Origin of the sequence: uncultured Dysgonomonas sp., from assembly GCF_900079725.1 — a bacterium.
Lineage (GTDB): Bacteria > Bacteroidota > Bacteroidia > Bacteroidales > Dysgonomonadaceae > Dysgonomonas.
Genome location: NZ_LT599032.1, coordinates 3402543 through 3426637 on the forward strand (window position 1 = coordinate 3402543; position 24095 = coordinate 3426637).

Genomic DNA, 24095 nt, shown 5'->3' on the forward strand with positions numbered 1-24095 from the left:
TTACTACTGATTTAACGTTTCGATGTTACGTCCTTTTCATATTGCTGTATTTCGCCGATATAATCTTCTCCGACAGCAATATTGTTTTTCAGGCAGAAGTAATCCCATACGGCATTCCAAGGCAAACCCTTAGCCTCTTCGAGCAACGCAAGACGTTCGAAATATTGTCCGTTGGCTTCGTACTCGCGAAGTTTGGCAATCGGTTCGAGCAATCCTTGCAGAAATGCTTTCTGAGTAGAGCGAATGCCGATTGCGTAAGCGCCGATACGGTTGATAGAAGCATCGAAGAAGTCCAGTCCGATATGCACTTTGTCCAGTGCATCGGCACGTACAATCTCTTTTGCCAGATCGATAGTCTCATCATTAAGTAATACGACATGGTCAGAATCCCAGCGAACAGCGCGGCTGACATGTAGCATAATTTCAGGAGTGAAAAGTAGTAAAGATGAAATCTTGTCGGCTACACTCTCTGTCAGATGGAAGTGTCCCATATCCAGTGTTACCATCTTCTGTTTTTTAGCTCCATATCCTAAGTAGAAGTCATGTGAACCTACAGTGTAACTCTCGAGAGCGATACCGAATAATTTAGACTCTATACAGTCTTTCATATTTTTATACTCTTTTGCAAATATCTGGTCTAAAGAGTTTTCCAGTAATGAACGGTACAGATAACGGTTTACAGTTACATCTTTCGATCCGTCGTGTACCCAAATATTCATAATACATGGGTCGTTCTGGAATTTACCCATTTCTTCCGAAATGGCACGGCAACGTTTTGTATGCTCGATCCAGAAATCGCGGATAGATTTGTCGGGATTGGCCAGAGTGAGGTCGCCACTCTTGGGATGTCCGAATGATGTAGAATTGAAGTCCAGTTTCAGGTCTTTCTCTTTCGCCCATTGCATCCAGCTTGTAAAATGGGATGGTTCAACTTCGTCACGGTCTACGACCTTCCCTCCGAAATCGCCATATATTTCGTGCAGGTTGAGACGGTGTTTACCGCCTACCAGAGTCTGCACCTTTTCAATATCGGCACGCAGTTCGTCTATATTGCGGGCTTTTCCCGGATAGTTTCCTGTGGCTTGGATACCACCGCCACCGAGATTACCCAGATTTTCAAATCCTGTAACATCATCCGCCTGCCAGCAGTGGATGGATATTTGTATCTTTTGCAGTTTTTCGAGTGATGCGTCTACATCTACACCGATTGCCGCATAACGTTCTTTTGCTATTTCGTACGATTTTTGTACCAGTTCATTTTTTTTCATGATTATATTATTTAAAGATTTAATTGTTTAAAGATTTCAAAATTTCATGTTTCAAGATTCTTCGTGGCTTTGCCAAAGTCCCCAAAGGGGGATTTAGGGGGCTAATAAGGTGAGGAAGTATTGATATTTGTCATCCCACTGTCCGGTATCCTGCGGGTAGAAGGTTTCGGGGCTCACACTGCTGCGGATAACGTCTCTTATCTCCTGTAAAGAACCGACCAGCCCAAGTCCTTTTGCCTGCATCATAATATTGCCTATTGCCGTGGCTTCTCCGGGACCTGCTACTACGGGCATACCGATTGCATTGGCTGTCATCTGGTTCAGTAATTTGTTTTGCGAACCGCCGCCAATCACATGCAGTTTCTCTATTGGGAAAGGCGCTACCTTTTGCAGGCAACCCAATACATATTTATATTTAAGGGCCAGACTGTCGAAGATGCAACGGATGAATTCCGCATCGCTTTTTGGTGCTTTCTGGTTCGTTTTCTTACAGAAATCAACTATCGCCTTTGTCATGCACTCGGGATTGGCAAATGAAGGATGATCAGGGTCTACCAACGATTGGAATCCGTTTACTGAACCGGACAGGGCTACAATTTCAGGATAAGTGTATTGCCTGCCGGCGATCTCCCATTCTTTACGGCATTGTTCCAGAAGCCACATGCCTGTTATGTTTTTGAGAAAACGGACTGTGCCGTCTACACCACCTTCGTTGGTGAAGTTCATTTCAAATGATTCTTCGGTCACTATAGGGTCATTGACTTCGATACCCATTAGCGACCATGTGCCGGAACTCAGGTATGCAAAATTTTCATTTTCGGCTGGTACGGATACCACAGCCGAGCCTGTATCGTGTCCCGCAATGGCAATGACAGGCGCATCGGTTATTCCGCATTCATGTGCTAAAATACTGTTCAGATTACCGATTATCTGTCCCGGCATAACAATTGGAGGGATGATAGACGGATTAATATCTATTGCTTCCAGTAATTTATTTTCAATCTTTTTCGTCGTAGGGTTTAACAGCTGTGCTGTAGATGCAATGGTGTACTCACATACTTTTTTTCCTGTGAGCAGATAGGATAACGCATCGGGCATGAATAATATTTCCTTGGCAGCTTTTAGCGCGGATGAGCCTTCTCTTTTAGCAGCATATAACTGGAACAGGCTATTGAAATTCATAATTTGAATGCCTGTCAGTTCATATACTTCCTTGCGGGGTATGATTTTGAAATACTCGTCGGGTATACCTACCGTATAAGGATCACGGTATGAACGTGCTGTGCCTAACACAGAACCGTCGTCACCCAGATATACGAAGTCTATGCCCCATGTGTCGATGCCGATAGCATCTACCTTTATATTTTGGGACGAGGCGGCGCGCATGCCATCCTTCAATGCTTCATAGAGGGCAAATACATCCCAGTAATATTTGTCGTGGATGTGTATTATTTTGTTCGGAAAGCGTGTGAGTTCTTTCAGCTCTACTTTGCCGTTACATAATGTGCCTATAATGCTGCGCCCACTGGTGGCGCCAATATCGAATGCGAGAAAATTGTACGTGTTGCTCATGATTTCAGATTAATTTTCATGATACAAATTTAAGTTTTAACTAATCCTGCGAATTGCACAAAATGATATACAACCTTGAAAAAATGATAAATCTTATTTATAGAAAAAATGGATATATTCTGTTAGTATTTTCTTATTACTTTATCTATAGTATAGCTGATAGCTTTTGACGGTTATCTGAAGTTCTTTGACAGATTTAATTTAATATGCCAATTGAATAAATGTGTAAAGTTTGTCAGGTTTTTGATTTATGTAGTGGTGTATCTTTGTGGTCTTCTGAAATGTAAAAATAAAAATTGACAGGAATAAAAGTGCGTAAAAGTTGTCAGATCTGTCAGGTTTTAACATTTTTGGATATGGAGATTCATATCGAAAGCGGGCAAGTACAAGGGATTTCCCTTACGAGAGGGAGGGGAAAGAGATAAAGAAAAATATCTGCAAAAGTGTAACTTTTGTAACTTTTTTATTTCTACGGTTTCGAAATTAACCTGTTATTCAGTATTATATTAAAAACCTTATCTCTTAGGTTGCGAGCGACAGGTATTTTGTGAGTGCCAATATTCAGCAGATTCCCTTCGATGGACTTTATGTGCTCGATGTTTGCGATATAAGACCTGTGAACCTGTAAGAAGTTTTCGCCGGGTAGGGAATCCAGCATATGTTTGAGGGTCGTGTAAACAATTTCTTTAGAAGATGTAGTATATATAGTTATATAATTCTCCATGCTTTCTATAAACAGAATTTCTCTCAGTAGAATTTTCTTCAGTTGTTTATCACTTTTGACAAAGACATATTTCTCTCCGGTATTTTTCATCTCTTTCTCCAGCAAATCGTGTACTTTATTCACTGCTTTCAGGAAACGTTCGAAAGATACGGGCTTTAAGAGATAATCGATCACATCCAGTTCGTAGCCTTTGAGCGCATACTGTTCGTAGGCTGAGATAATAATTACTTTAGGCGGATTGTGAATACTGGATAGTAATTCGAGCCCCGATATATGAGGCATCTCTATGTCGAGAAACAACAGGTCGGGTTGTGCTGTTTTCAGCATTGTATTCAGCTGAATGGCATCTTCGCATTCTCCGGTTAATGAGAGGAAGTCTATTTTCTCTATATAGTTGCGCAAACCTTTTCTGGCTATCGGTTCGTCGTCTGTAATGATACATTTTATTTCCATGTTAGTTGGTTTCAATTATTAATTCGGCAAAGAAAGAGCTGTCTTTTTGCTCTGTTGTGAGACTATGTTTGTCAGAATATAAGAGTTCGAGCCTTCTTTGCAGGTTGTTGATACCTATACCTCTATCTTTCCTGCTGTCGGGCATTGGTTGAGGTATTGAGTTCTCTATCCGGAATATGATTTGATTCCCTTCGGATTTGAGGCTGATATTCAGATAGTATTCTCCGCCGACATACTTGAAAGCATTTTCTATTAATGGCTGGAAAAGCAGGGGCTGAATCTTCTGTGTATTCAGTTGAGGGTCGAAATCGGTCTTAATGACCAAACGCTCATTTGTGCGGAGTTGCTGGAATTTGATATATGTTTCCAGGTATTCTATCTCTTGCTGCATGGTTACTTCATGTTTGATGCCATAGAGTTGGTAGCGAAGCAGGTCTGATAGTAATTCGGTAGTTCTTTTGGCGGCTTCTTGTTCTTCGTCTATTTGAAAATAAACAGTGTTTAGCGCGTTGAACAGAAAATGAGGATGGTATTGGGCTTTCAGAAAATCGAGTTCGGCTTCCAGTTGTTTGTTTCTGAGTTTTTCCAGTTGAAGAGCCTGCTCGTTATAGTTCTTACGTATTTGAGTATTACGGATCATAGCATAATAGAATAGTCCGATTGGGACGACCACGACATAGGCAATAATAAAGTCGACAAGATAGTTAGGATACTCGATAAAATAGTGTGCTACAAACAGAGAGATGTTTGAACCAATGAAAATTAACAGGCCAATCCATACATAGTCTAAGAATGCTTGACGACTCTTTTGTATATCGCTGTTCTTACGACTAATGTGGTACCTGAGACCAAAATCGAGGAGATAACAGCTAACAATGGAAACGAGGAAGTCTTTTAAGTTGATAGTCGCAGCTCTGTTCCAGAAGGGGCTGGATGTAGAGATGTCCGAAATCAGACGGATTCCTGTCGTAGTGACAAGTGCCAGTAAAAAGGGCGATATCCAGCGGAGTATAGAGTTCATTGCTTTTTTAATATTTTGTCAGAGTTAATCCGGAATAATAACCAGCGTAACCGAAAAGATGTTATCCTTATTTGTTATATCCAGACTAAATTTGCCGGGATAGAGTATTTCAAGCCTTCTTTTAAGGTTTTCTATGCCGATTCCTTCTCTCTGTCTATTGTTTGGTACAGTGATAGAAGCTACGGAGTTTTTTACAGTAAGAGATATCTTATTATCGGATAGCAGTAAATCGATAGATATCCGGTATTCTCCCCCGACATACTTGAATGCATTTTCCAAAAGCGGCTGGAAGAGTAGGGGATGTATCTTCTGAGTGCTTAACAACGGGTCGAAATAGTATTTCAACACCAGCCTGTCGCTCATTCGCAGTCGCTGAAACCTGATGTACGAATCAAGGTATTCGATTTCGTGGCTTATATCCACTTTTTGATTTTTGTCATATAATTGATATCGTAACAAGTCGGATAGAAGCTCTATGGTTTGTTTTGCCGTATTGTTTTCGTCGTGAACCTGAAAATACACAGTATTCAGTGCGTTGAACAGAAAGTGGGGATGGTACTGTGCCTTCAGGAATTTCAGTTCGGTTTCCAGTTGCATTGTTTTTACTTTTTCCAGTTGTGACTCCTGTTCCCGGTGATATTTGTATGTTACATCACTTCTTATTATAGCATAGTAAATAAGGAAGAGAGGTATGTAGATCACGTTTGCTATAACATAGTCTGCCAGCCCGTTTCCCAGAAATACAAACCCCAGATGTGACCAGATATACATATGCACATTGAGAAATATAAACATGCATAGGCAAACAACACCATATTCTTTGAGGATTGACAGACTGTTCTGCGCAGGCTTCTCTTTCTTCTTAAAATAAAAGCGGCAGATAAGATCGAACAGGTAACAGGATATTATGGAAGAGAGTTGCGAAAAGATATGTGTACTACGCTGGTCTCCCCACAGACTTTCATCCTTAGGAATGTCGGTAATTATCCTTACAGCAGCAAACATAACTATGCCGTATAAGAAAGGGAAAATCCGGCGTAAAATTGAATTCATCGTCTACACATATCGATTATGCAATATACAACAAAGTTATGGATTTTTCGCTTTAGGTTTCATGCCAAATAAGGGTCTTATCAACGGATAGCGTCTTATCCCGAATTCGTAGATAATCCATGAGATACCGAATGTGCCGATTGACAAGATAGAGAATTTAGGGAAGAAGCCCATATCTATATCTTTCAGATAATAGCATAAAGCCATCATGACGGTTTGATGCAGAATAAAGAATGGATATACAGCCTCATTGGCATATGATAATATTTTGCTTGGTTTGTTGAGGTATATAGCTGAATAAGCAAACAAAGTAAGAATCCATGACCAACTGTTGAATACTCGCACGAGGGCAGTAATGTATTCTTTTCCGGCAAAATCACCTATAACGTACCATAGGCACATAAGCAACGGGAATGATATAATACCACTTACCAGATATTTCTGCCTGTTCTGAGTGACTGATGTCCAGAATGTATCCTTCAGGGATATAAGTATATATCCGAAGAAAAAGAGAGTGCCGTAATTTATCAGATTATACCAGTCGTTTATCAGTCCGTTTGTTTGCGGATAATAGGGTGCCAGTAATATCTGCCATAAAAAAAGAGGTACTGTGAAAATGTAGAGTCCTGCATATTTTAGGCTTATGGTTTTGATTTTCCGGATTATCCATGTTTCCGGATGTTTTTGTAGATACAGGAATAAGGGAACCAGCACAATCGAGAATATGAACAGGTAAAGGATAAACCAGAGATGATGCCACGAAATATTCCCTTCGGGATATACCCCGTTTAATGCAACTTGGGGCCAGTAATCGAAGAAATAACTTCCGGCAAATTGTCCTTTATCCAGTCTCTCGAAATAGACCTGAGGAGGGATGATGAATACCATACCTACGATCAGAGGAACAAACAACCTTTTTATACGCTCTTTGGTAAATTGGAATCCGCTTCTTCTGGTCAGGGCATAATATGTGCCCATCCCCGAAATAACAAAAAGCAGGGGAAGCCGCCATTGGTTGAGGAATAGCATAGGGTAAGTCAGCCCTTCGTAGGTAATAGGGTTTTTGATATGAAACCACCAGGGAACGAAGAACATCCCTACGTGGTAGAAAATAAGTAGCCCGAAAGCAATTACCCTGAGGCTGTCGATGTCGTATCTGCGCATAACCATGAAGTTTTATTAGTTTAAATTCTTGATCCAAAACTAGTACTATGCGCAAATGCGAGCAAATTAATATGACCAATGGACGGTTTTTCTTGACTAATGGCAAATTATGTCCACAGAGAAGTGATAAACATAGGGGTTTTGTTTTCGCCGACTTCAAATCCGCAATTTTTATAAAATCCCGTCTCTTTGTCATAAGCGATGAGAATAATGCGGAGATACTCTTTGTAGTGATTGGTTGTCATGGTTACAAGTCTTTTGCCGATCCCTTTGGCATGATACTCAGGATTTACCAGCAGATAATGGATATAGGCATTCATAATAGAGTCATCCATGATACTGATTAAGCCGATCAGTTTATTTTCGTCCCAGGCAGAAAATACAGTCGATGAATTTTGCATGGCAACAGCTAATTTGTCAGGGTAGTTGCCTGACGACCATTCTACTGAGAGGAAGAGATTTTGTAGTTCCTGAGGAGTGAATTCTTTCGTGTTTTTGTACGTGATGTTCATATTGTTATGGTTTAAGTAATTAATAAAACATGTAGATGTTTGTGAGATCCAGAAAAATATATATTACTTTTGATAGGACAAAAGTATATCATAATGTATTTGTTTGCAATGAGTTACATTTTGGTGTTATTGTAACCTTGAGGTTACTAATGTTATATATCAACTACTTATGGCAAAAGATTTTTCGAAAAAAAAACTATGTACAGACAGATGTCCGCTCCGTATTGTTATGGATCGCTTTGGAGATAAATGGTCTATACTGATAATTATGGCATTATCAGAAAACGGGATTATGCGCTTTAATGAATTGTCGACATGTATTGATGGTATATCGTTGAAGGTACTGTCTTCTACACTGAGAGCATTGGAAGAGGACGGATTTATAACACGGACGGTTTATCCGGAAGTTCCTCCGAGAGTTGAATATGAGCTGTCTTCCATTGGCCACGAAATGGTTCCATATATAAAAGAGATATCGGAGTGGGCAATTCGAAATTTCAGGACGAAGCTGTTATAATCCGGCTTTTATGCTCATATAGTAAAAACTAAGAAATCAAACCCCATAATTAATAACTAATTAATTATCTTTGTACCCTTATTTATTATAAATAATTCATCTGATAAAAAAATGAGAATTGCTATTGTTGGCACAAGTGGTGCTGTGGGTCAGGAATTTCTTAGAGTTCTTGATGAGCGTAACTTTCCTATTGAGGAATTAGTATTGTTTGGTTCTGCCAGAAGTGCGGGAACTACTTATACCTTTCGCGATAAACAGTATACAGTCAAACAACTGGAGCATAACGATGATTTCAAAGATATAGATATTGCTTTTGTTTCGGCAGGAGGAAGCGTCTCTGTTGAGTTTGCATCTACTATAACCAAACATGGTACAATAATGATAGATAATTCGAGCGCATTCCGCATGGATAAAGATGTGCCACTTGTAGTACCTGAGGTAAACGGAGAGGATGCTAAGGTGCGTCCGAAAGGGATTATTGCTAATCCTAACTGCTCTACGATACAGATGGTGGTGGCGATGAATGTGATAGAGAAGATCTCTCATATCAAACGTGCTCATGTAGCTACATATCAGGCTGCATCGGGAGCAGGTGCAGCAGCTATGGACGAGTTGATAAACCAGTTTAAACAAATAGCATACAATACGGATGTCACTGTCGAGAAATTTGCTTACCAGCTGGCATATAATCTGATTCCGCAGATAGATGTATTTACCGATAATGGTTATACCAAAGAAGAATTGAAGATGTATAACGAGACACGTAAGATAATGCATTCTGATATTGAAGTGAGTGCAACATGTATCCGTGTACCGGTCTTACGTTCTCATTCGGAAGTTATCTGGGTAGAGACAGAGAGGCCTGTATCACCGAGCGAAGCGCGCGAAGCATTCTCCAAGGCGGAGGGTGTGGTTGTACAGGACAATCCTTCGGAAAAAGAATATCCAATGCCTTTGTTTGTTGCAGGTAAAGACCCTGTGTATGTAGGCAGAATCCGTGAAGATATTGCCAATCCGAACGGTCTGACGTTCTGGGTGGTGGCCGACCAGATAAAGAAAGGTGCTGCGCTGAATGCCGTACAGATAGCCGAGTATTTGATAAAAGAAAAAGCTATTTAATTAGGAAACTTGTTTGTATAATCAAAACAAACAATTATATTTGCATCGCAATTGAGCAAAATGATGCTTTTTGCGATTTCAGGAAGTGTGGGTGAGTGGCTGAAACCACCAGTTTGCTAAACTGACGTACGGGTAACTGTACCGGGGGTTCGAATCCCCCCGCTTCCGCTTTAAGAAAAGACAAAAAGCGACAAAGCTTGGATAAATCCTACAATATCAACGTATTGTAGGATTTTTTTATGTTTTCACCTTTCCTCCGAAAGACATAAAAAAGCCACTTTGAGACAACAATCTGTTGCCAAAGTGTTCACCCCTGCAATTTTATTCGTTCACCCTTGACGTGTCGCAAATTGGTAGTTTGTAGTCCAATATTGGCAGTGCTTATTTTCCTCAAAAACAACAGATTAAAATTAATTTTAACGCTTTAAAAAGAGGAATTATGAGAACATCAAAAAGCACGTTTGCTATCACTTTCTACCTAAGAAAGGACAAAATGAGGAAGGATTCGTTCACCCCTATCTTTTGCAGGATAACTATTGCGGGTGAGGCTGTAAGTTTTAATATCCACAAAGACATCAGAGCCGAGCTTTGGGATATGGAGAATCACAAAGCCAGGAGTAAATCGAGAGAAGCTATAGAGGTGAATCAAACCCTTGATGCTTGTCGTACTATCTTACACAATATGTATCGGGAGATATTCGAGAAAGACAATTATGTGACTGCTGAAAAATTGAAGAATTCTTATCTGGGTATATCAACTGATAACACAATGCTGCTCGTTTTGTTTAGAGACCTTATAAAAGATATAGAAGCTTTGGTAAATATCACTAAGGCAAAAGCAACCTTGCAAAAATATAAAGTGACTTATACAAGGATATCTGAGTTTATGAAATTCAAGTATAATATTTCTGATATCAATGTAAAAGAGATAAAGTATCAATTTATCTGCGATTTTGAAGTCTATCTGAGAACACAAGCAAGCTGTAGTCCTAATACAACAGCAAAGTTCATTCAATTCTTTAAACGAGTGATTCTCATCGCTCAGAATAATGGATGGATGCAACACAATCCTTTTGCAAACTATAAAATCCATTTTAAGAAAGTTGATAGAGGATATTTGACTGACCAAGAACTAGAGATTATTAAAAATAAGGAATTTGATATAGAACGGCTTGAAAAAGTGCGAGATATTTTTGTGTTTGCCTGTTGGACTGGTTTGGCTTACGTGGATACTTATAAACTTACCTATGACAATATAAAAATAGGGGTAGATGGAAAGCCATGGATTATGACTAAACGAGCAAAAACAGATACCATCGTGACTGTTCCATTACTTGATGTCCCTTTAGCAATAATTGAGAAATATAGAGGTAAGCAAGATGACAAAGTATTACCGACATTAAGCAATCAAAAGATGAATTCATACTTGAAAGAAATCGGTACTGTGTGCGGGATTGAGAAACGATTAAGCTTCCACCTAGCACGTCACACATTTGCGAGTACAACCACTTTAGCTAAAGGTGTTTCTATTGAAGCTGTGTCTAAAATGCTAGGGCACACGAATATTCGTACAACTCAAATTTATGCGCGAGTTACCGAAAACCTGATAAGTAACGAAATGAACACACTTTCGACCAAATTGAAAGCCAATAATATTCAATTATCAAAAGCTAAATAAATATAGAGGAATATAAAACCATCAAAAATAATCATATGGAAACAGGATATATAAAATTCACAGATATAGATACCAACAAACCGACCATTGAAGTGAAAATCGTTGATGGTACAGTTTGGATGACAGTAAACGAGATTGCTAATTTGTTTGGGGTATATTCCCCAACAATAAGTAAACATCTCAAAAATATTTTCAAGTATAATTTATTGAGAGAAAGTGATGTTACGAAAGAATATAGATATACGAAAGATGGCGGAGAGTATATTCGTACATATTACAACCTTGAAACAATTATATTTTTGAGTTTTCATATTCAATCACTTTATACCAACTGTTTTCGAAAATGGGTCTTGAATGCTTTTCAGGAATATCGTCAAAAACAGAAAAGCCATGAAGTTATTGTGATATTCAATACAAGTACAAAACAACATTCACTTAAAACATTGAATTAATATGGAATTAGAAGTAATACAGAATCGAATATATGAAATAAGGGGATATAAAGTTATCCTTGATAAGGATTTAGCTGAACTATATGAAGTAACAACTAGCAACTTGAATAAGGCTGTAAAACGGAATCTTGATCGTTTTCCCGAAGATTTTATGTTCCAATTGAATAATAAAGAATTTGACTTGATATTCCAAAATGGAACATCAAGTTGGGGAGGAACAAGAAAGCTACCTTATGCTTTTACAGAACATGGAATTGCAATGTTAGCAGGATTATTAAATAGTCAGAAAGCAATTTCTGTTAATATCCAAATAGTCAGAGCTTTTATTATGCTTCGTCAATATGCTTTGGGGTATGCTGAGCTAAATCAAAAATTAGAAAACTTCATGTTAGAAACGAATCTGCAATTCAATGATATTTACCAAGCATTAACAGAATTAGCCAGTCAGAAGGGACAAGATACAAAATCAAGGAAAAGGGTTGGTTATGTAAGAGATGAATAGACATTATAGTTTCGACTTAATTAATGGGGTAAAAGTATTCTTTTACCCTTTTTTATGCCGTCACTTTTTATCATCTGATAACAAAGGTCTATTTCAAGAATAAAACGCCAATATCAAGCCTTTCAGGTTTTATCGGCAATCTCCACCCGTTGGGTAGTATTCCCTCAAAAATATGGTCTATTTTATTCTTTTCACAGGGAAGGTGTTTATCAGTTGAAAAAAGAAATAATATTCAATGAAGTTGTAGATATATACTTCATTCAGCCACTCACCCATTACTGAACTATAATATTCAACCTGTAATTTATTTGTTCCTTTCTTGATGAGTTATGTCTTGACCTCATGACTTAGTGAAGTCATTCATTCATGAAGCCATGAAGTCAGTATTTATTGGTTGGGTATCAGTCAAGAGCTAACTTATTCACTACATACTTCATAGCTGAAGTAAATACATCAATAATTAGTGAATATTTTAATGAATAAATCCAGTTATGAATTCACAAAAAGGGATGTCAGGATAGCCAAGAAAATTAACTGTCATCCAATGACATCTGCTGTCACCATTTGTCTGAAAACCTCATCATAACCTTTCAATTAACAGACGCTACCTTTGTCGTGTAATGATAATCTCTCAAATAAACTTTAAGGCAATCCATCGGAGGATGGATTTTGGTATTCGTCAGAATACAGCAAGGTATGTTTTGAAGCACTTGAAATAAATTTCCGTGCTTCAAAACCCTTGCCCTTTCAGGGAGAGAAAATCACTCCGAAGTCGTAATTTTTATTTATTAAATCTTTATGTAGTTATGAAAACAAATAATCTTTCTGAAAGAAGAAAAGGAGGGCGGAATCCGAAGAATGATCCTGCAATACATCGTTATGTTATCTATTTGAATAACGTTGACAACGCACGTTTTCTCGCTTTATATGACAAGTCATGTATGAGTGTTAAGGCTCATTTTATTACTTCTTGCATATTTAATAAGCCAATAAAGGTTGTGAAAATCGACAAAGCTGTACAAGATTATTACATGAGGTTAACTACTTTCTTCGGACAATTTAGAATAGTTGGTACGAACTATAACCAAATAGTCAAAGCCCTAAAGTCGAATTTTTCCGAGAAAAAGGCCTTGGCTTTTCTTTATAAACTGGAAAAACAAACCATCGAAATGGTTGTTCTTCAGAAAAAAATTATGGAATTAACTGAGGAATTTGAGAAAAAGTATGGATATATGTGGTTACAGAAGTAAATAGCATTTTCAATTTAGGTATTATTATTCAATTAAAAAAAGTCTTTATAGTTGGTTATCCTTGAGAAATGCACTAACAGTTAAGCGATGAACGCCGAGAATACGGCTGATGGCACTTTTGGAAACTTTCTTATCTAATAGATTTTTTATCTCAATTTCCTTTCCTGTCAATTTTTTCACTTTTGATTTACTTCCTTTGGGACGACCAAGGATAACACCTTCAGCACGTTTTCGAGCTAATGCCTCTTTGGTACGTTGGGATATAAGGTTACGTTCAATTTCGGCTGAGAGACCAAAAGCAAAGGCTAGAACTTTAGAATTAATATCACTTCCCAAGCGGTAATTATCTTTGATTGTCCAAACCTGAATATCACGGTTCATACATTCATTAAGAACACCCATAATCATAAGAAGATTTCTACCGAGTCGAGACAATTCGGAGCATATAAGAATATCATCTTTTCTCATTCTCTTTAATAGCTTACCCAACTTCCTGTCCTGTACACTTTTTGCTCCGGAAATTGTTTCTTCGATCCATTTGTCAATTACCATTACATTTTTCTCACAAAATTGGTTGATTTCAAAACGCTGGTTTTCGACTGTTTGCCTGTCTGTGCTTACACGAATGTATCCATAAATCATCTGCTGTTTGTTTAAATTAAATATATATAAAATTAAAAACAGCAAAAATAGTATATTTTTATTATACTATATAATTATACTTTTTTCCAGCGTTTTTATTAGACAGAATAGTGTTAATTGTGAGTTTGGAGTAGAAAGCTGGGTAATTTTGAGTTCTCTTGAACAGAGTATAAGGTCTAAGATAGAGTTAGTTGGAACACCTTTGAAGGATTGGGATATCGATATTTATCGAGGTGTTTTAACTGGATATAACGAAGCGTTTATAATTGACAGCGAAACGAAAGAAAAATTAATCAAAGAGGATTCAAAATCTGCTGAAATTATACGACCGTTACTCAGAGGTAGAGATATTAAGAGGTATGGATATCAATTCGCTGATCTATATCTAATTACGACATTTCCAAGTCTAAAGATAAATATAGATCAATATCCTGCTGTAAAACAACATCTTATGGACTTTGGATATGATAGATTAAAACAGACAGGAGAAACAGGATCAAGAAAAAAGACTAATAATCAATGGTTTGAGACGCAGGATAGTATAAGTTATTGGGAGGATTTTTATAAACAAAAAATTATATGGAAGATTATTGGAAATCAAATGGCTTTTTCTATTGATTCCAATGAGTATGTTGTGAATAATGCCTGTTATATATTGACAGGATCATACCTAGAATATCTACTGTCTGTTTTGAACTCTAATGTAATAAAATGGTATAGCTATATTACCAACATGAACAAGACAGGAGTTGGAGATGTTCAAGTTGGTGGTCAAAATGTCAATCTATTTCCAATCCCATTATTATCTGATTTTGAGCAAGAGCCATTCATTAAGTTAGTAGAAGAAATGCTAATAAAAAAAGAAAAGAATGAGAATACAACAGTCCTTGAAACTATAATAGACAATCTTATATATGCAATGTATGGACTATCTGAAGAAGAAATACAATTTATAAGTTCTCAATAAATTCAACTTCTTCTTGAGATAACTTGTATAGTTGGCATATATACTTATCTAATTTTTCTATTTCATCAATAGAATGAGTTTCAATTATATTATCTATCATTTGTTCTACATGTATTTGTTCTAATTCTGTAGGCATTTTGACCGATAATTTTTCTAATGTATATTTTTTCCATCGATTTGTTCCTACTCCTGTTGTTGTTCCGATCTGATTAAAGACCCACTCTCCAAGCCTTGAGTTTAGCATAGCTAGTATATATTTCAATTTATCCCCTACCATTAAAAAAGACGTGGCTTCAGGAAAGAAAGCTTCATTATCTAATGCAAATTTAGATTTATCTGAAATCTCTCCCCATATAATTTTTTGTTTATAAAAATCCTCGATATAAGCACAGTTCCGTAGATTATATGGAGTATAACCTTTGTCTTGACGTTTCTCGAGCTCAGGGTAAAATTTATCTAAATGTTTCTTTACAGCAGGATAATCCTCTACATCTATGGCTTTTATATTCTTTTCCTTCACTCCATTATGAGTATTTATTAACCACAAATTGGCAAACTCGTACCCATAACGTTTTATATCCCTGCCACGTAAAATAGGTCTTATAATTTCGGCACTTTTGGGATCTTCTTTAATCAGCTCTTCTCGTTTTTGACCATCAATAACAAAAGCCTCATTAAAACCTGTTTTTACTCCATAATTGATTTGTATATCTCTCCAGTCTTTTAATGGTACCCCAATTGCTTCAACCTTCATTTTAATAGACTGTTCCACAGGAGATAGTATAATCCAACTGTCATTTGATTTGAACTCACAATTAACACTATTCTGTCTAATAAAAACGCTCAAATCTTTTATACCTTCCTTTTTGACAATACAAGCCTCTGTTTGTTGTCGGTTTTTATCCTTCTGGAACATTAAAATATTCACATCCACAGTGGCTTCATCAAATACATTAATACCTGCAAAGTCCACTAATAATACAGGATTTGTCTGCTCCACAAAATATCTGCGCATACTTTCTCCATATCCTGCACGCATCCATTTATTAGACGTAATGAATGATAAAAAGCAGTTTTTTCGAAGAATATTATTTCCTAATTCGTAGAACAAGCAATAGATATCTCCTGTACGTTCAAAGGTTTCAAATTCCATTTTTTGATAGATATCTGTTATCTCTCCCATCGACTGAAGCTGAATGTACGGTGGGTTGCCAATGATAGCGTCAAAACCAATAAAATCACCATCCTCATTTAATACTTCTGGAAATTCAATACGCCATTCAAATGCATTTTGAAATATTTTATTATTTTTGATTTCTTCAATAATAGCAGAATATTTTCCAACAGCATTTTGAGCTAAATCTATTTTCTTTTGTAAAGCTTTTTTTTCTTTGGGTGTTCGCTCAAATAAATCTGGTGCTGTTAAATCGGATAATTCTTTTTTTGCTTTAAACAAGGATTTACTATTCTTATCGTTTTTGCTAATTTCAGTTTTTAGATTAGTTTTAATCTCTTTAATAAATTGTTCTAAACGTTTTTTATCTTGCTTATTGTGGGCATTCCTATAATTATTAACAGCCTCTTTATATTCTAAAATCGATATATTCAGCCCTCGAAGAATCGGTTTTAAATTTTCGTCTAAGCCGAAACGACTAATTAATGAATTTCCACATTTGATATTAATATCAATATTAGGTAGAGTTTCTAATCTATTGGTCTTAGTTATGTAATAGGTATGTTTCAAAAGTTCGATCCATAGACGAAGTTGACAGATCTTTACAGAATTTGGATTAAGGTCAACACCAAATAGGCAGTTTTCAATTATGGTTTGCTTCTCATGAAATAATGTTTCTTGTACACGCTGACTCTCGTGATGGTGAGGGTTGTACTTGAATATACCATATTCATTATCGCTGACTATCAACTCATCATTCTCTACACTAATCTTATAGCCTCTTAATAATTTCCCTTCTCTATCCGTAAGAATACCGAGTTCTGATTTTAAATAGATCATTTCATTTAGACTTGAAACTAAAAAATGACCTGATCCGACAGCTGGATCACACAACCGAATAGAATTGAATATCTCATTCGCTTCTTTTATATCTGAGATTTTATTATGTAGATCTATGATTGTTTTGCATTCCCAACCTTTAGTCTCATTAAATTTTTGTATAACAGTGCGAGTTATAGTATCCCTACACATAAACATAGTAACAAAGCTTGGAGTAAAGAAAGAGCCATCTTTGTATCCGTTTATTTTTTCAAAGATCAATCCAAGAACAGACGCTGATATCAATGCTTTATCTTCCTCTTGTATATCTTCTGAACTTTCACTGCTAAAATCATAGGCATCAAGAAATTTCAATAAGTATTCTAAAGGAGTAAGCCTCTTATCAACTTGTCCTTTAATCTTCAATACAGATTTAGAGTATAATTCTATTTTTGCTTTATCTTGAAGTCCGCTAATCGCAATAGTATAACCCTCTAATTCCGTTGGTTCGAAAAGAGAGCTATTCAGATATGGAACATGAGAGAATTTTTCTTTTAAATTTCCATCTCGCCGCTCGTCTTCTTTGCGAGCTAATATTTGAAAGAATAAACTATTTAAATCATCATACCCTTCAATTTTATCAGTTGAAAGAAAAGAATATTTTTTATTCCCGTCGTGATATTTAATAATTTGAGCTTCTAGCAATTTTAAAAACAGGACTCGATTGACCCACGTAATGCTTAAGTCTAGAGCTACATTATATAATTGGTCCTCATAGGTGTTTCCATATTGTTTTATGTTAGATAGCATAGATAATTTATCCATCGCATCTAATTCGTTTATCGCATTTTCAATAATTGAACCATTATCCCTTTTTCCTTGAGACTTTCGAACAATAAATTTTTGAGACTTTTCTTTGACCTCTTCTAAGCCAAGTATATGTAAAAGCTCTGCATAAAACTCTTTGTTTAACTCATTATAATCTTTAGCAAAGGATAGTTTGAGTAAATGAATCGGAGATAAAAACTTATAAAGAGCAATTAGTTTTCTATCGTCCTCCTTATCCTTATTACGCATAATTTTATCATAATCCCTAATATCAAAATGAGTATATGGGATTTGATCTTTCACTTTCTCTATTTGAGGCGATGCGATCTCCTTGTAAAAGTGGTTTGTAGATGAATCATCCGAACGTTTATTTTGGAATTGTTCAAATAAGTCTACAAATTTCTTATCATCATAGAATAGTTTTTTGAAGTCTTGAGCATCAAAAATAAACCACTCGTTGATATTCGTAATAATTAAATATCGTAGTTCTAGATTCTTGTTTGCCTTACGTTCTCTGAGATAATAAAGAACCAATTCTTGAAATGCTTTAGCATTGAGGTTTTCTTTGCTGATCATTTCACTCTTGTTAGTTGGCTTCTTTACTTCTATCAAGACGCCAACAGGTGATTTAGTATCTTTCTCGTTATGAATAACTAAATCTGTTCTACCATATGTATTAATATAGTGATTGTTTTTATAGTAAACGGAATTTAGGAAATCTATAATTAGGTTTTTATGAAACTCCTCCGATTCAGTATCGTTTATTTTATCCAACAGAGAAATAAACTCTTGTTTAAACAATTCTATTTCTTTGCGATCCGGTTTTTGTTTTAAAAATGCTGGATTTAAAGCTTGTTTAGGAGTTTTCATAATATTGTATGATATATAGATACGTTTTTATTAAACACAAAAATATAACATATAAAATGTAAAGTATCCTTTTTGTTTAGAAATATGTAATGAGAGCATGTGAAGAATAAAGCCAGAAAGAGGAGGAGTTTTTTCAATAAAAGATATAACTTTATAAACTCTATATTATAAAATACTGCATTATGAACAGTCTTTTTGTAAATTTATTAGAAGAGCGGGATATAAAACCAACAGCTATTCGCATACTGGTACTAAAAGCTATGCTTGAATTTGACAGAGCATTTAGTTTGTCAGATTTAGAATCTCAACTTGACACGATAGATAAATCTACAATATCAAGAGCAATACATTTATTTCATGAGCATCAATTAATACATAGCTTCGATGATGGCTCAGGTTCTGTTAAGTATTCTGTATGTAGTCGAGATTGCCATTGCAGCATTGAAGATATGCACGCTCATTTTTATTGTAATTATTGCAAAAAGGCATTTTGCCTGGATAATATATCTATTCCCGGATTTCAATTATCACCCGTTATGCAAATAGAAAGTGTAAATCTTGTAATTAAAGGATATTGCGGCCAGTGTAATAAGCTCATTAATTCATGATATTTGTTATCTACAATCCTTTTTTCAATAAATATACAAACTTAAAACCTTTCTTTAACAAATAATAGAAGTCTGCAACTGAGTTGCATAAATTTATTTTTATATTTGTAGCATAAAGAAAAACAAAATGAGACCATTTGTCTTTATAATAAGTATTTATTTTCTGTGTCTTGCCTTGCTTCCATGCAATTGCAATATACAGACTATAGATTCTTTACAAGATAAGACAGAACAAGTTTCAACAGCTCATAGTGAAAGCGATACTGCTCAGGAAATATGTACTCCGTTTTGCGCATGTTCCAGCTTTCACAATCCCAATTTTATAGCAAAAAATAGCTTTGACCTGCGAAATATAGATAGTACTCCGGTCAAGAAGATTGCTATTTATAATGAAAACCAAACTTCATCTCATCTGGATAGTCTTTGGAGACCCCCTAAGGCTTAAAATATAACATTCTTGTATCCAATTTGATACGTCTAAAGGTAGATGTATCGTACAATCCTATTGTTATATTTTAATATTCAAATTATGTTTCAAAAACTGATTAAATTCTCGATAGAGAATAAATTGGTAATTGGAGTCATGACTGTAGCCCTCATTATTTGGGGGACTTATTCCCTGTCTCAATTACCATTCGACTCTACCCCTGATATCACCAATAATCAGGTGCAGGTCATTACTCAGGCTCCATCCTTAGGAGCACAGGAAGTGGAGCAGTTTATTACTACTCCCTTAGAAATGGCTTTAGCCAATATTCCCAAAGTTATAGAAAGAAGAAGTATCAGCCGAAGTGGCTTATCCGTTATAACCATTGTATTTAAAGAAGATGCTGACATTTATTGGGCACGTCAGCAGGTAGACCAGCAACTAAAAGAAGCGGAGGAAGTTATTCCTCAAGGAGTAGGTAAGATTAGTTTAGCTCCTATATCTACCGGATTAGGAGAGATCTATCACTATACAATACGGGCAAAAGAAGGCTATGAGGATAAATACAGTATATCTGACTTGCGTACCATGCAGGATTGGATCGTTAGAAAGCAACTCTCAGGCACAGAAGGTGTAGCAGAGATAAGTGGCTGGGGAGGTTTTGTAAAACAATACGAGATAGCCATTAATGCGGATAAACTCAATGCTGTAAATATAACAATCCCTGAATTGTATACTGCACTTGAAAACAATAACGAAAATACAGGAGGGAGCTACATTGAACAATACAGTAATCAGTATTTCATACGAGGGTTAGGTATTGTCAAGTCTTTGGAAGATATAGAAAAAATACCGATTAAAACAGTCAATGGTACTCCTATCCTTGTTCGGGATGTAGCAAAAGTACAGTATGGAAATGCAACACGCTATGGTGCTGTAACCCGAAATGGAGACGGAGAAGTTGTTGCAGGTATTACCCTGATGTTGAAGGGTGAAAACTTTCAAGAGGTAATAAAAAATGTAAAAGAGCGTATGGCTCAGGTACAAAAGAGCTTACCGGAGGGAGTCATTATTGAGCCGTTTATTGACAGGACACAATTGGTAGACAGAGTAACGAATACTATTACCAAAAACCTGATAGAGGGAGGATTGATCGTTATCTTCATTCTTGTACTTTTCTTAGGGAATTACAGAGCCGGATTGGTAGTAGCTTCCGTAATACCACTATCTATGCTGTTTGCATTTGGTATGATGCGTGTGTTTGGTGTAAGTGGAAACCTGATGAGCCTCGGAGCTATCGACTTCGGATTGATTGTGGATGGGGCGGTCATCATTGTCGAGGCCGTCTGTCATCATATAGGAGTCATGAAAGACCGATATAAAGGGAGGTTGCTGACACAGGCAGAAATGGATCAGGAAGTATTTGATTCAGCTTCTAAAATAAGGAATAGTGCCGCATTTGGAGAAATCATTATCATGATTGTTTATATTCCACTTTTCACTTTGGTCGGTATAGAAGGTAAGATGTTCAAGCCAATGGCTATGACAGTGTTCTTTGCCATATTGGGTGCATTTATTCTATCTCTAACTTATGTGCCTATGGCAAGTGCGTTGTTTTTAAGTAAGAAAACTGAGCACAAGCGGAATATCTCAGATAAGCTAATGGATAAGCTTAACAATTTCTATCGTCCTATTATAACCAAAAGCTTGAATTGGAGCAAAACTCTAATCATAAGTATGGTTGCACTGTTTGCAGTCAGTGTATTCATGTTTAATAGAATGGGTGGCGAATTTATACCTAATCTCGAAGAAGGCGACTTTGCGGCAGAAATAAGTATGGCTCAGGGAACATCCTTGTCACAGATGATTAAAAGCTGTTCTCAAGCTGAAAAAATACTCAAAGAACAGTTTCCTGAAGTAAAACAAGCCGTAAGCCGTATTGGTAGTGCCGAAATTCCAACTGATCCGATGCCTATTGAACGAGCGGATATGATGATTGCTTTAATTCCTAAAAAAGAATGGACATCAGCCAAAACCAAAGAGGAGCTGATGGAGAAGATGGAAAAAGCTATCGGAGAGATACCCGGATTAGGAGTGGAAATGACACAGCCGATACAGATGCGAACCAATGAGTTAGTGACAGGTATTAAACAGGATGTAGCCATTAAAATTTATGGGAATGACCTGGAAGTACTTAGCTCATCAGCCAATAAGATAGCCTCTTTGATAAAAAAAGTAGATGGAGTAAGTGATCCGTTTGTTGAAAAAGTTACCGGATTACCACAGGTTCAGGTTACTTATAATCGAGATCAATTAGCGAAATATGGTATATCAGTCAAAGATGCCAATATGGTACTTAAAACAGCATTTGCCGGAAATGAGGCTGGATATGTGTTTGAGGAAGACCGTAGATTTGATTTAGTATTAAGAATGGATAATGATCTGAGAAATAATATCTCTTCATTAGAAAATCTATATCTGCCCCTTTCATCAGGAGGAACAATCCCTCTTTCTCAAGTGGCTGAAATTAAATATGAAGATGCACCTGCACAGGTAACACGCGAAAATGGAGAGAGACGAATTTATGTCGGATTTAATGTCAGAGGACGTGATGTCCAAAGCACTGTGTTTGATATTCAGAATATATTAGACAAAGAATTCAAACTACCGGCAGGATATTATTATACATACGGAGGACAATTTCAAAATCTGAAAGAAGCAAAAGACAGATTGATGGTTGCCGTTCCATTAGCATTGTTATTAATACTCTTTCTTCTATATGCCACATTGAAAAGTGTAAAAGAGTCCTTGTTTGTATTCTCTGCCATACCACTTTCGGCTATTGGAGGTATCTGGGCTCTATGGTTACGTGACATGCCTTTCAGTATTTCGGCAGGTGTCGGGTTTATAGCTCTGTTCGGTGTTGCGGTATTAAATGGCATTGTTCTGATTGGGCAATTCAACATATTTGAAAAAGAAGGGATGACAAACATTCGTGAGAGAGTAATCGAAGGGTGTATGCTGCGCCTTCGTCCGGTAATTATGACTGCGCTTGTCGCATCATTAGGATTCTTACCAATGGCTTTATCTACAGGCGATGGAGCCGAAGTGCAAAGGCCTCTCGCAACAGTGGTAATAGGAGGATTATTAACTGCAACGGCTCTAACATTGGTTGTGTTACCTTCTATCTATAAAACATTTACTAAAAATAAACAGGAATGAAAACAAAAATAATAATATCGACTATTGTATTCATAACAATGACTGTTGTTTTAGCTCCGTCTTTATTTGGGCAAAATACAACAAAATCATTGGAGGAATGCATTCAATCGGCAATAGATAACAACCTGACCATGAAGTCGGGTCGTATCTCAATTGAAAGAGCAAAAGACTTGCAAGGCACAGCTTTTAATATTGATAAAACAAGCTTTTCGTTAAGTCAGGACCCAACATCAGGAGGAAGCCCTGATAATAGCATATCATTAAGCCAAAGTTTTGAGTTCCCTACAGTGTATGGTTCTCGCAGAGGCTTATTGAAAGCCGAAACGAATCTGGAACGAAGTAATTTGGACGTTACACGCAATGAACTTGTAAAAGAAATATCAGCAACATATTATCAATTGCTTTATGCAAAGGAAAATATCAAAATATTACAGGAACAGGACCGTATTTATGGTAAATTCTTATTCCTCGCCAATGCAAAGTTGAAATCAGGGGAAACAGGACGTTTGGAACAGATGAATGCTGAACGACTCTATAATGAAAACAGAATTGAGTTACAAAAGGCTGAAAAGAATTATCAGAGCATACAACTAATCTTACAACGCTGGATGAATACGGATGAGGCAGTCGAACCTGTTGAGCCGACTCTGACTGTTTTGGATGCAGTCTATCCTTTTAATGATTTCAATCCGGAGCAAACACCACTTGGAGAGGTTTATGCTAATAAAAAGATCATAAGCGAAAAGAACCTCAGTGTGATTAAACAAGGATATCTGCCCAGTTTCAATTTTGCATTGAAAAACCAGTTTCTTATAAAAGGTTTTAACCCGTATGATTTACAAAGAGAACGTTTTGACAAAGGTAATTTCATGGGATTTGAAGTAGGAATAAGTGTTCCTCTATTTTTTGGAGAACAAAGAGCCAAAACAAAAGCTGCTAAAAGAGAAGTCGAAATAGCAAGGGTTCAGCAGGAAGAGGTTATGCTTACTATGCGTAAGAATTATCAGACTTATCTGAATGAATATACCAAGGCTAAAAATGCTTTGGACTATTATTCACTTCGTGGCAGCAAACAAGCAGAAGATATAACACGGATATCACAGGTTTCATATGAAAAAGGAGAAATAGATTATGTCGAGTATATCCAGAATTTAAAGACCGCAGTAGAGATACATTTGCTATATGCAAATGCTATCAATGACTACAATCAAACAATCATTATGTTAAACTACCTGCAAGGAAATAAATAACAA

Annotated in this window: 20 protein-coding genes and 1 tRNA gene; 12 read left to right on the top strand and 9 right to left on the bottom strand. The window is 36.5% G+C overall.

Annotation, left to right across the window (positions count from 1 at the left end):
* Positions 1-11: 11 nt before the first annotated feature.
* From QZL88_RS14335 to QZL88_RS14365, 7 genes are all read right to left on the bottom strand, one after another.
* Positions 12-1268 carry an L-rhamnose isomerase gene (locus QZL88_RS14335; RefSeq protein WP_296942165.1) on the bottom strand — a complete coding sequence of 419 codons (1257 nt, stop codon included), beginning with the start codon at positions 1266-1268 and terminating at the stop codon, positions 12-14.
* A gap of 93 nt (positions 1269-1361) precedes the next feature.
* On the bottom strand, positions 1362-2840 hold the full coding sequence (locus QZL88_RS14340; protein WP_296942167.1) for a rhamnulokinase family protein: 1479 nt from the start codon (positions 2838-2840) through the stop codon (positions 1362-1364).
* Positions 2841-3309: 469 nt separating this feature from the next.
* Positions 3310-4017, bottom strand: a complete 708-nt coding sequence (locus tag QZL88_RS14345) for a LytTR family DNA-binding domain-containing protein (RefSeq protein ID WP_296942169.1) — start codon at positions 4015-4017, stop codon at positions 3310-3312.
* A gap of 1 nt (position 4018) precedes the next feature.
* Positions 4019-5038, bottom strand: coding sequence for a histidine kinase (locus QZL88_RS14350; protein ID WP_296942171.1), 1020 nt, complete (start codon positions 5036-5038; stop codon positions 4019-4021).
* Positions 5039-5062: 24 nt separating this feature from the next.
* A complete protein-coding gene (locus tag QZL88_RS14355; RefSeq protein WP_296942173.1) occupies positions 5063-6091 on the bottom strand; it encodes a histidine kinase in 1029 nt (342 codons plus the stop codon).
* Between the two features lie 36 nt (positions 6092-6127).
* Positions 6128-7255, bottom strand: coding sequence for an acyltransferase family protein (locus QZL88_RS14360; RefSeq protein ID WP_296942176.1), 1128 nt, complete (start codon positions 7253-7255; stop codon positions 6128-6130).
* 107 nt (positions 7256-7362) lie between these two features.
* Entirely contained in the window at positions 7363-7767 is a 405-nt protein-coding gene (locus tag QZL88_RS14365) for a GNAT family N-acetyltransferase (RefSeq protein ID WP_296942178.1), read from the bottom strand.
* Between the two features lie 169 nt (positions 7768-7936).
* Here QZL88_RS14365 and QZL88_RS14370 point away from each other — a divergent pair, with 169 nt between their 5' ends.
* The 7 genes from QZL88_RS14370 to mobA all read left to right on the top strand — a co-directional run bounded on the left by QZL88_RS14370 (position 7937) and on the right by mobA (position 13285).
* Positions 7937-8284, top strand: coding sequence for a helix-turn-helix domain-containing protein (locus tag QZL88_RS14370; RefSeq protein ID WP_296942180.1), 348 nt, complete (start codon positions 7937-7939; stop codon positions 8282-8284).
* Between the two features lie 111 nt (positions 8285-8395).
* Positions 8396-9403: an aspartate-semialdehyde dehydrogenase gene (locus QZL88_RS14375; protein WP_296942182.1), complete on the top strand. Its 1008-nt coding sequence runs from the start codon at positions 8396-8398 to the stop codon at positions 9401-9403.
* 81 nt (positions 9404-9484) lie between these two features.
* Positions 9485-9571: transfer RNA gene (locus tag QZL88_RS14380), tRNA-Ser, on the top strand.
* 271 nt (positions 9572-9842) lie between these two features.
* Positions 9843-11081, top strand: a complete 1239-nt coding sequence (locus QZL88_RS14385) for a site-specific integrase (RefSeq protein ID WP_006801078.1) — start codon at positions 9843-9845, stop codon at positions 11079-11081.
* A 35-nt stretch (positions 11082-11116) separates the two neighbouring features.
* Positions 11117-11533, top strand: a complete 417-nt coding sequence (locus QZL88_RS14390) for a transcriptional regulator (protein ID WP_006801079.1) — start codon at positions 11117-11119, stop codon at positions 11531-11533.
* 1 nt (position 11534) lies between these two features.
* Complete coding sequence (locus QZL88_RS14395) at positions 11535-12035, top strand: ORF6N domain-containing protein (RefSeq protein ID WP_006801080.1); 501 nt, start codon at positions 11535-11537, stop codon at positions 12033-12035.
* An 806-nt stretch (positions 12036-12841) separates the two neighbouring features.
* Positions 12842-13285 carry a conjugal transfer protein MobA gene (mobA, locus tag QZL88_RS14400; RefSeq protein WP_006801081.1) on the top strand — a complete coding sequence of 148 codons (444 nt, stop codon included), beginning with the start codon at positions 12842-12844 and terminating at the stop codon, positions 13283-13285.
* 45 nt (positions 13286-13330) lie between these two features.
* On the opposite strand, the gene QZL88_RS14405 is transcribed toward mobA, so the two are convergent.
* A complete protein-coding gene (locus tag QZL88_RS14405) occupies positions 13331-13927 on the bottom strand; it encodes a master DNA invertase Mpi family serine-type recombinase (RefSeq protein ID WP_006801082.1) in 597 nt (198 codons plus the stop codon).
* A 7-nt stretch (positions 13928-13934) separates the two neighbouring features.
* Here QZL88_RS14405 and QZL88_RS14410 point away from each other — a divergent pair, with 7 nt between their 5' ends.
* Entirely contained in the window at positions 13935-14894 is a 960-nt protein-coding gene (locus tag QZL88_RS14410; RefSeq protein WP_252638434.1) for a TaqI-like C-terminal specificity domain-containing protein, read from the top strand.
* Here QZL88_RS14410 and QZL88_RS14415 read toward each other — a convergent pair.
* Positions 14878-18585, bottom strand: coding sequence for an Eco57I restriction-modification methylase domain-containing protein (locus tag QZL88_RS14415; protein WP_252638435.1), 3708 nt, complete (start codon positions 18583-18585; stop codon positions 14878-14880). The genes QZL88_RS14410 and QZL88_RS14415 overlap by 17 nt on opposite strands.
* A 182-nt stretch (positions 18586-18767) precedes the next feature.
* Here QZL88_RS14415 and QZL88_RS14420 point away from each other — a divergent pair, with 182 nt between their 5' ends.
* The 4 genes from QZL88_RS14420 (at position 18768) to QZL88_RS14435 (ending at position 24092) form a co-directional block, all read left to right on the top strand.
* Positions 18768-19193: a transcriptional repressor gene (locus QZL88_RS14420; RefSeq protein WP_006801086.1), complete on the top strand. Its 426-nt coding sequence runs from the start codon at positions 18768-18770 to the stop codon at positions 19191-19193.
* A 127-nt stretch (positions 19194-19320) separates the two neighbouring features.
* Entirely contained in the window at positions 19321-19638 is a 318-nt protein-coding gene (locus QZL88_RS14425; protein WP_006801087.1) for a DUF6660 family protein, read from the top strand.
* A gap of 84 nt (positions 19639-19722) precedes the next feature.
* On the top strand, positions 19723-22842 hold the full coding sequence (locus QZL88_RS14430; protein WP_083820982.1) for a CusA/CzcA family heavy metal efflux RND transporter: 3120 nt from the start codon (positions 19723-19725) through the stop codon (positions 22840-22842).
* A complete protein-coding gene (locus QZL88_RS14435) occupies positions 22839-24092 on the top strand; it encodes a TolC family protein (protein ID WP_006801089.1) in 1254 nt (417 codons plus the stop codon). The genes QZL88_RS14430 and QZL88_RS14435 overlap by 4 nt, the downstream gene beginning before the upstream one ends.
* The last annotated feature ends 3 nt before the right edge of the window (positions 24093-24095 follow it).

What these genes read in the sequence shown, in the direction of transcription:
- QZL88_RS14350 (WP_296942171.1), bottom strand. Translation starts at nt 5,038, where the DNA reads ATGAACTCTATACTCCGCTGGATATCGCCCTTTTTACTGGCACTTGTC.
- QZL88_RS14340 (WP_296942167.1), bottom strand. Translation starts at nt 2,840, where the DNA reads ATGAGCAACACGTACAATTTTCTCGCATTCGATATTGGCGCCACCAGT.
- QZL88_RS14375 (WP_296942182.1), top strand. Translation starts at nt 8,396, where the DNA reads ATGAGAATTGCTATTGTTGGCACAAGTGGTGCTGTGGGTCAGGAATTT.
- QZL88_RS14335 (WP_296942165.1), bottom strand. Translation starts at nt 1,268, where the DNA reads ATGAAAAAAAATGAACTGGTACAAAAATCGTACGAAATAGCAAAAGAA.
- QZL88_RS14395 (WP_006801080.1), top strand. Translation starts at nt 11,535, where the DNA reads ATGGAATTAGAAGTAATACAGAATCGAATATATGAAATAAGGGGATAT.
- QZL88_RS14435 (WP_006801089.1), top strand. Translation starts at nt 22,839, where the DNA reads ATGAAAACAAAAATAATAATATCGACTATTGTATTCATAACAATGACT.
- QZL88_RS14355 (WP_296942173.1), bottom strand. Translation starts at nt 6,091, where the DNA reads ATGAATTCAATTTTACGCCGGATTTTCCCTTTCTTATACGGCATAGTT.
- QZL88_RS14425 (WP_006801087.1), top strand. Translation starts at nt 19,321, where the DNA reads ATGAGACCATTTGTCTTTATAATAAGTATTTATTTTCTGTGTCTTGCC.
- QZL88_RS14370 (WP_296942180.1), top strand. Translation starts at nt 7,937, where the DNA reads ATGGCAAAAGATTTTTCGAAAAAAAAACTATGTACAGACAGATGTCCG.
- QZL88_RS14415 (WP_252638435.1), bottom strand. Translation starts at nt 18,585, where the DNA reads ATGAAAACTCCTAAACAAGCTTTAAATCCAGCATTTTTAAAACAAAAA.
- QZL88_RS14360 (WP_296942176.1), bottom strand. Translation starts at nt 7,255, where the DNA reads ATGCGCAGATACGACATCGACAGCCTCAGGGTAATTGCTTTCGGGCTA.
- QZL88_RS14430 (WP_083820982.1), top strand. Translation starts at nt 19,723, where the DNA reads ATGTTTCAAAAACTGATTAAATTCTCGATAGAGAATAAATTGGTAATT.
- QZL88_RS14345 (WP_296942169.1), bottom strand. Translation starts at nt 4,017, where the DNA reads ATGGAAATAAAATGTATCATTACAGACGACGAACCGATAGCCAGAAAA.
- mobA (WP_006801081.1), top strand. Translation starts at nt 12,842, where the DNA reads ATGAAAACAAATAATCTTTCTGAAAGAAGAAAAGGAGGGCGGAATCCG.
- QZL88_RS14390 (WP_006801079.1), top strand. Translation starts at nt 11,117, where the DNA reads ATGGAAACAGGATATATAAAATTCACAGATATAGATACCAACAAACCG.
- QZL88_RS14365 (WP_296942178.1), bottom strand. Translation starts at nt 7,767, where the DNA reads ATGAACATCACGTACAAAAACACGAAAGAATTCACTCCTCAGGAACTA.
- QZL88_RS14405 (WP_006801082.1), bottom strand. Translation starts at nt 13,927, where the DNA reads ATGATTTATGGATACATTCGTGTAAGCACAGACAGGCAAACAGTCGAA.
- QZL88_RS14420 (WP_006801086.1), top strand. Translation starts at nt 18,768, where the DNA reads ATGAACAGTCTTTTTGTAAATTTATTAGAAGAGCGGGATATAAAACCA.
- QZL88_RS14385 (WP_006801078.1), top strand. Translation starts at nt 9,843, where the DNA reads ATGAGAACATCAAAAAGCACGTTTGCTATCACTTTCTACCTAAGAAAG.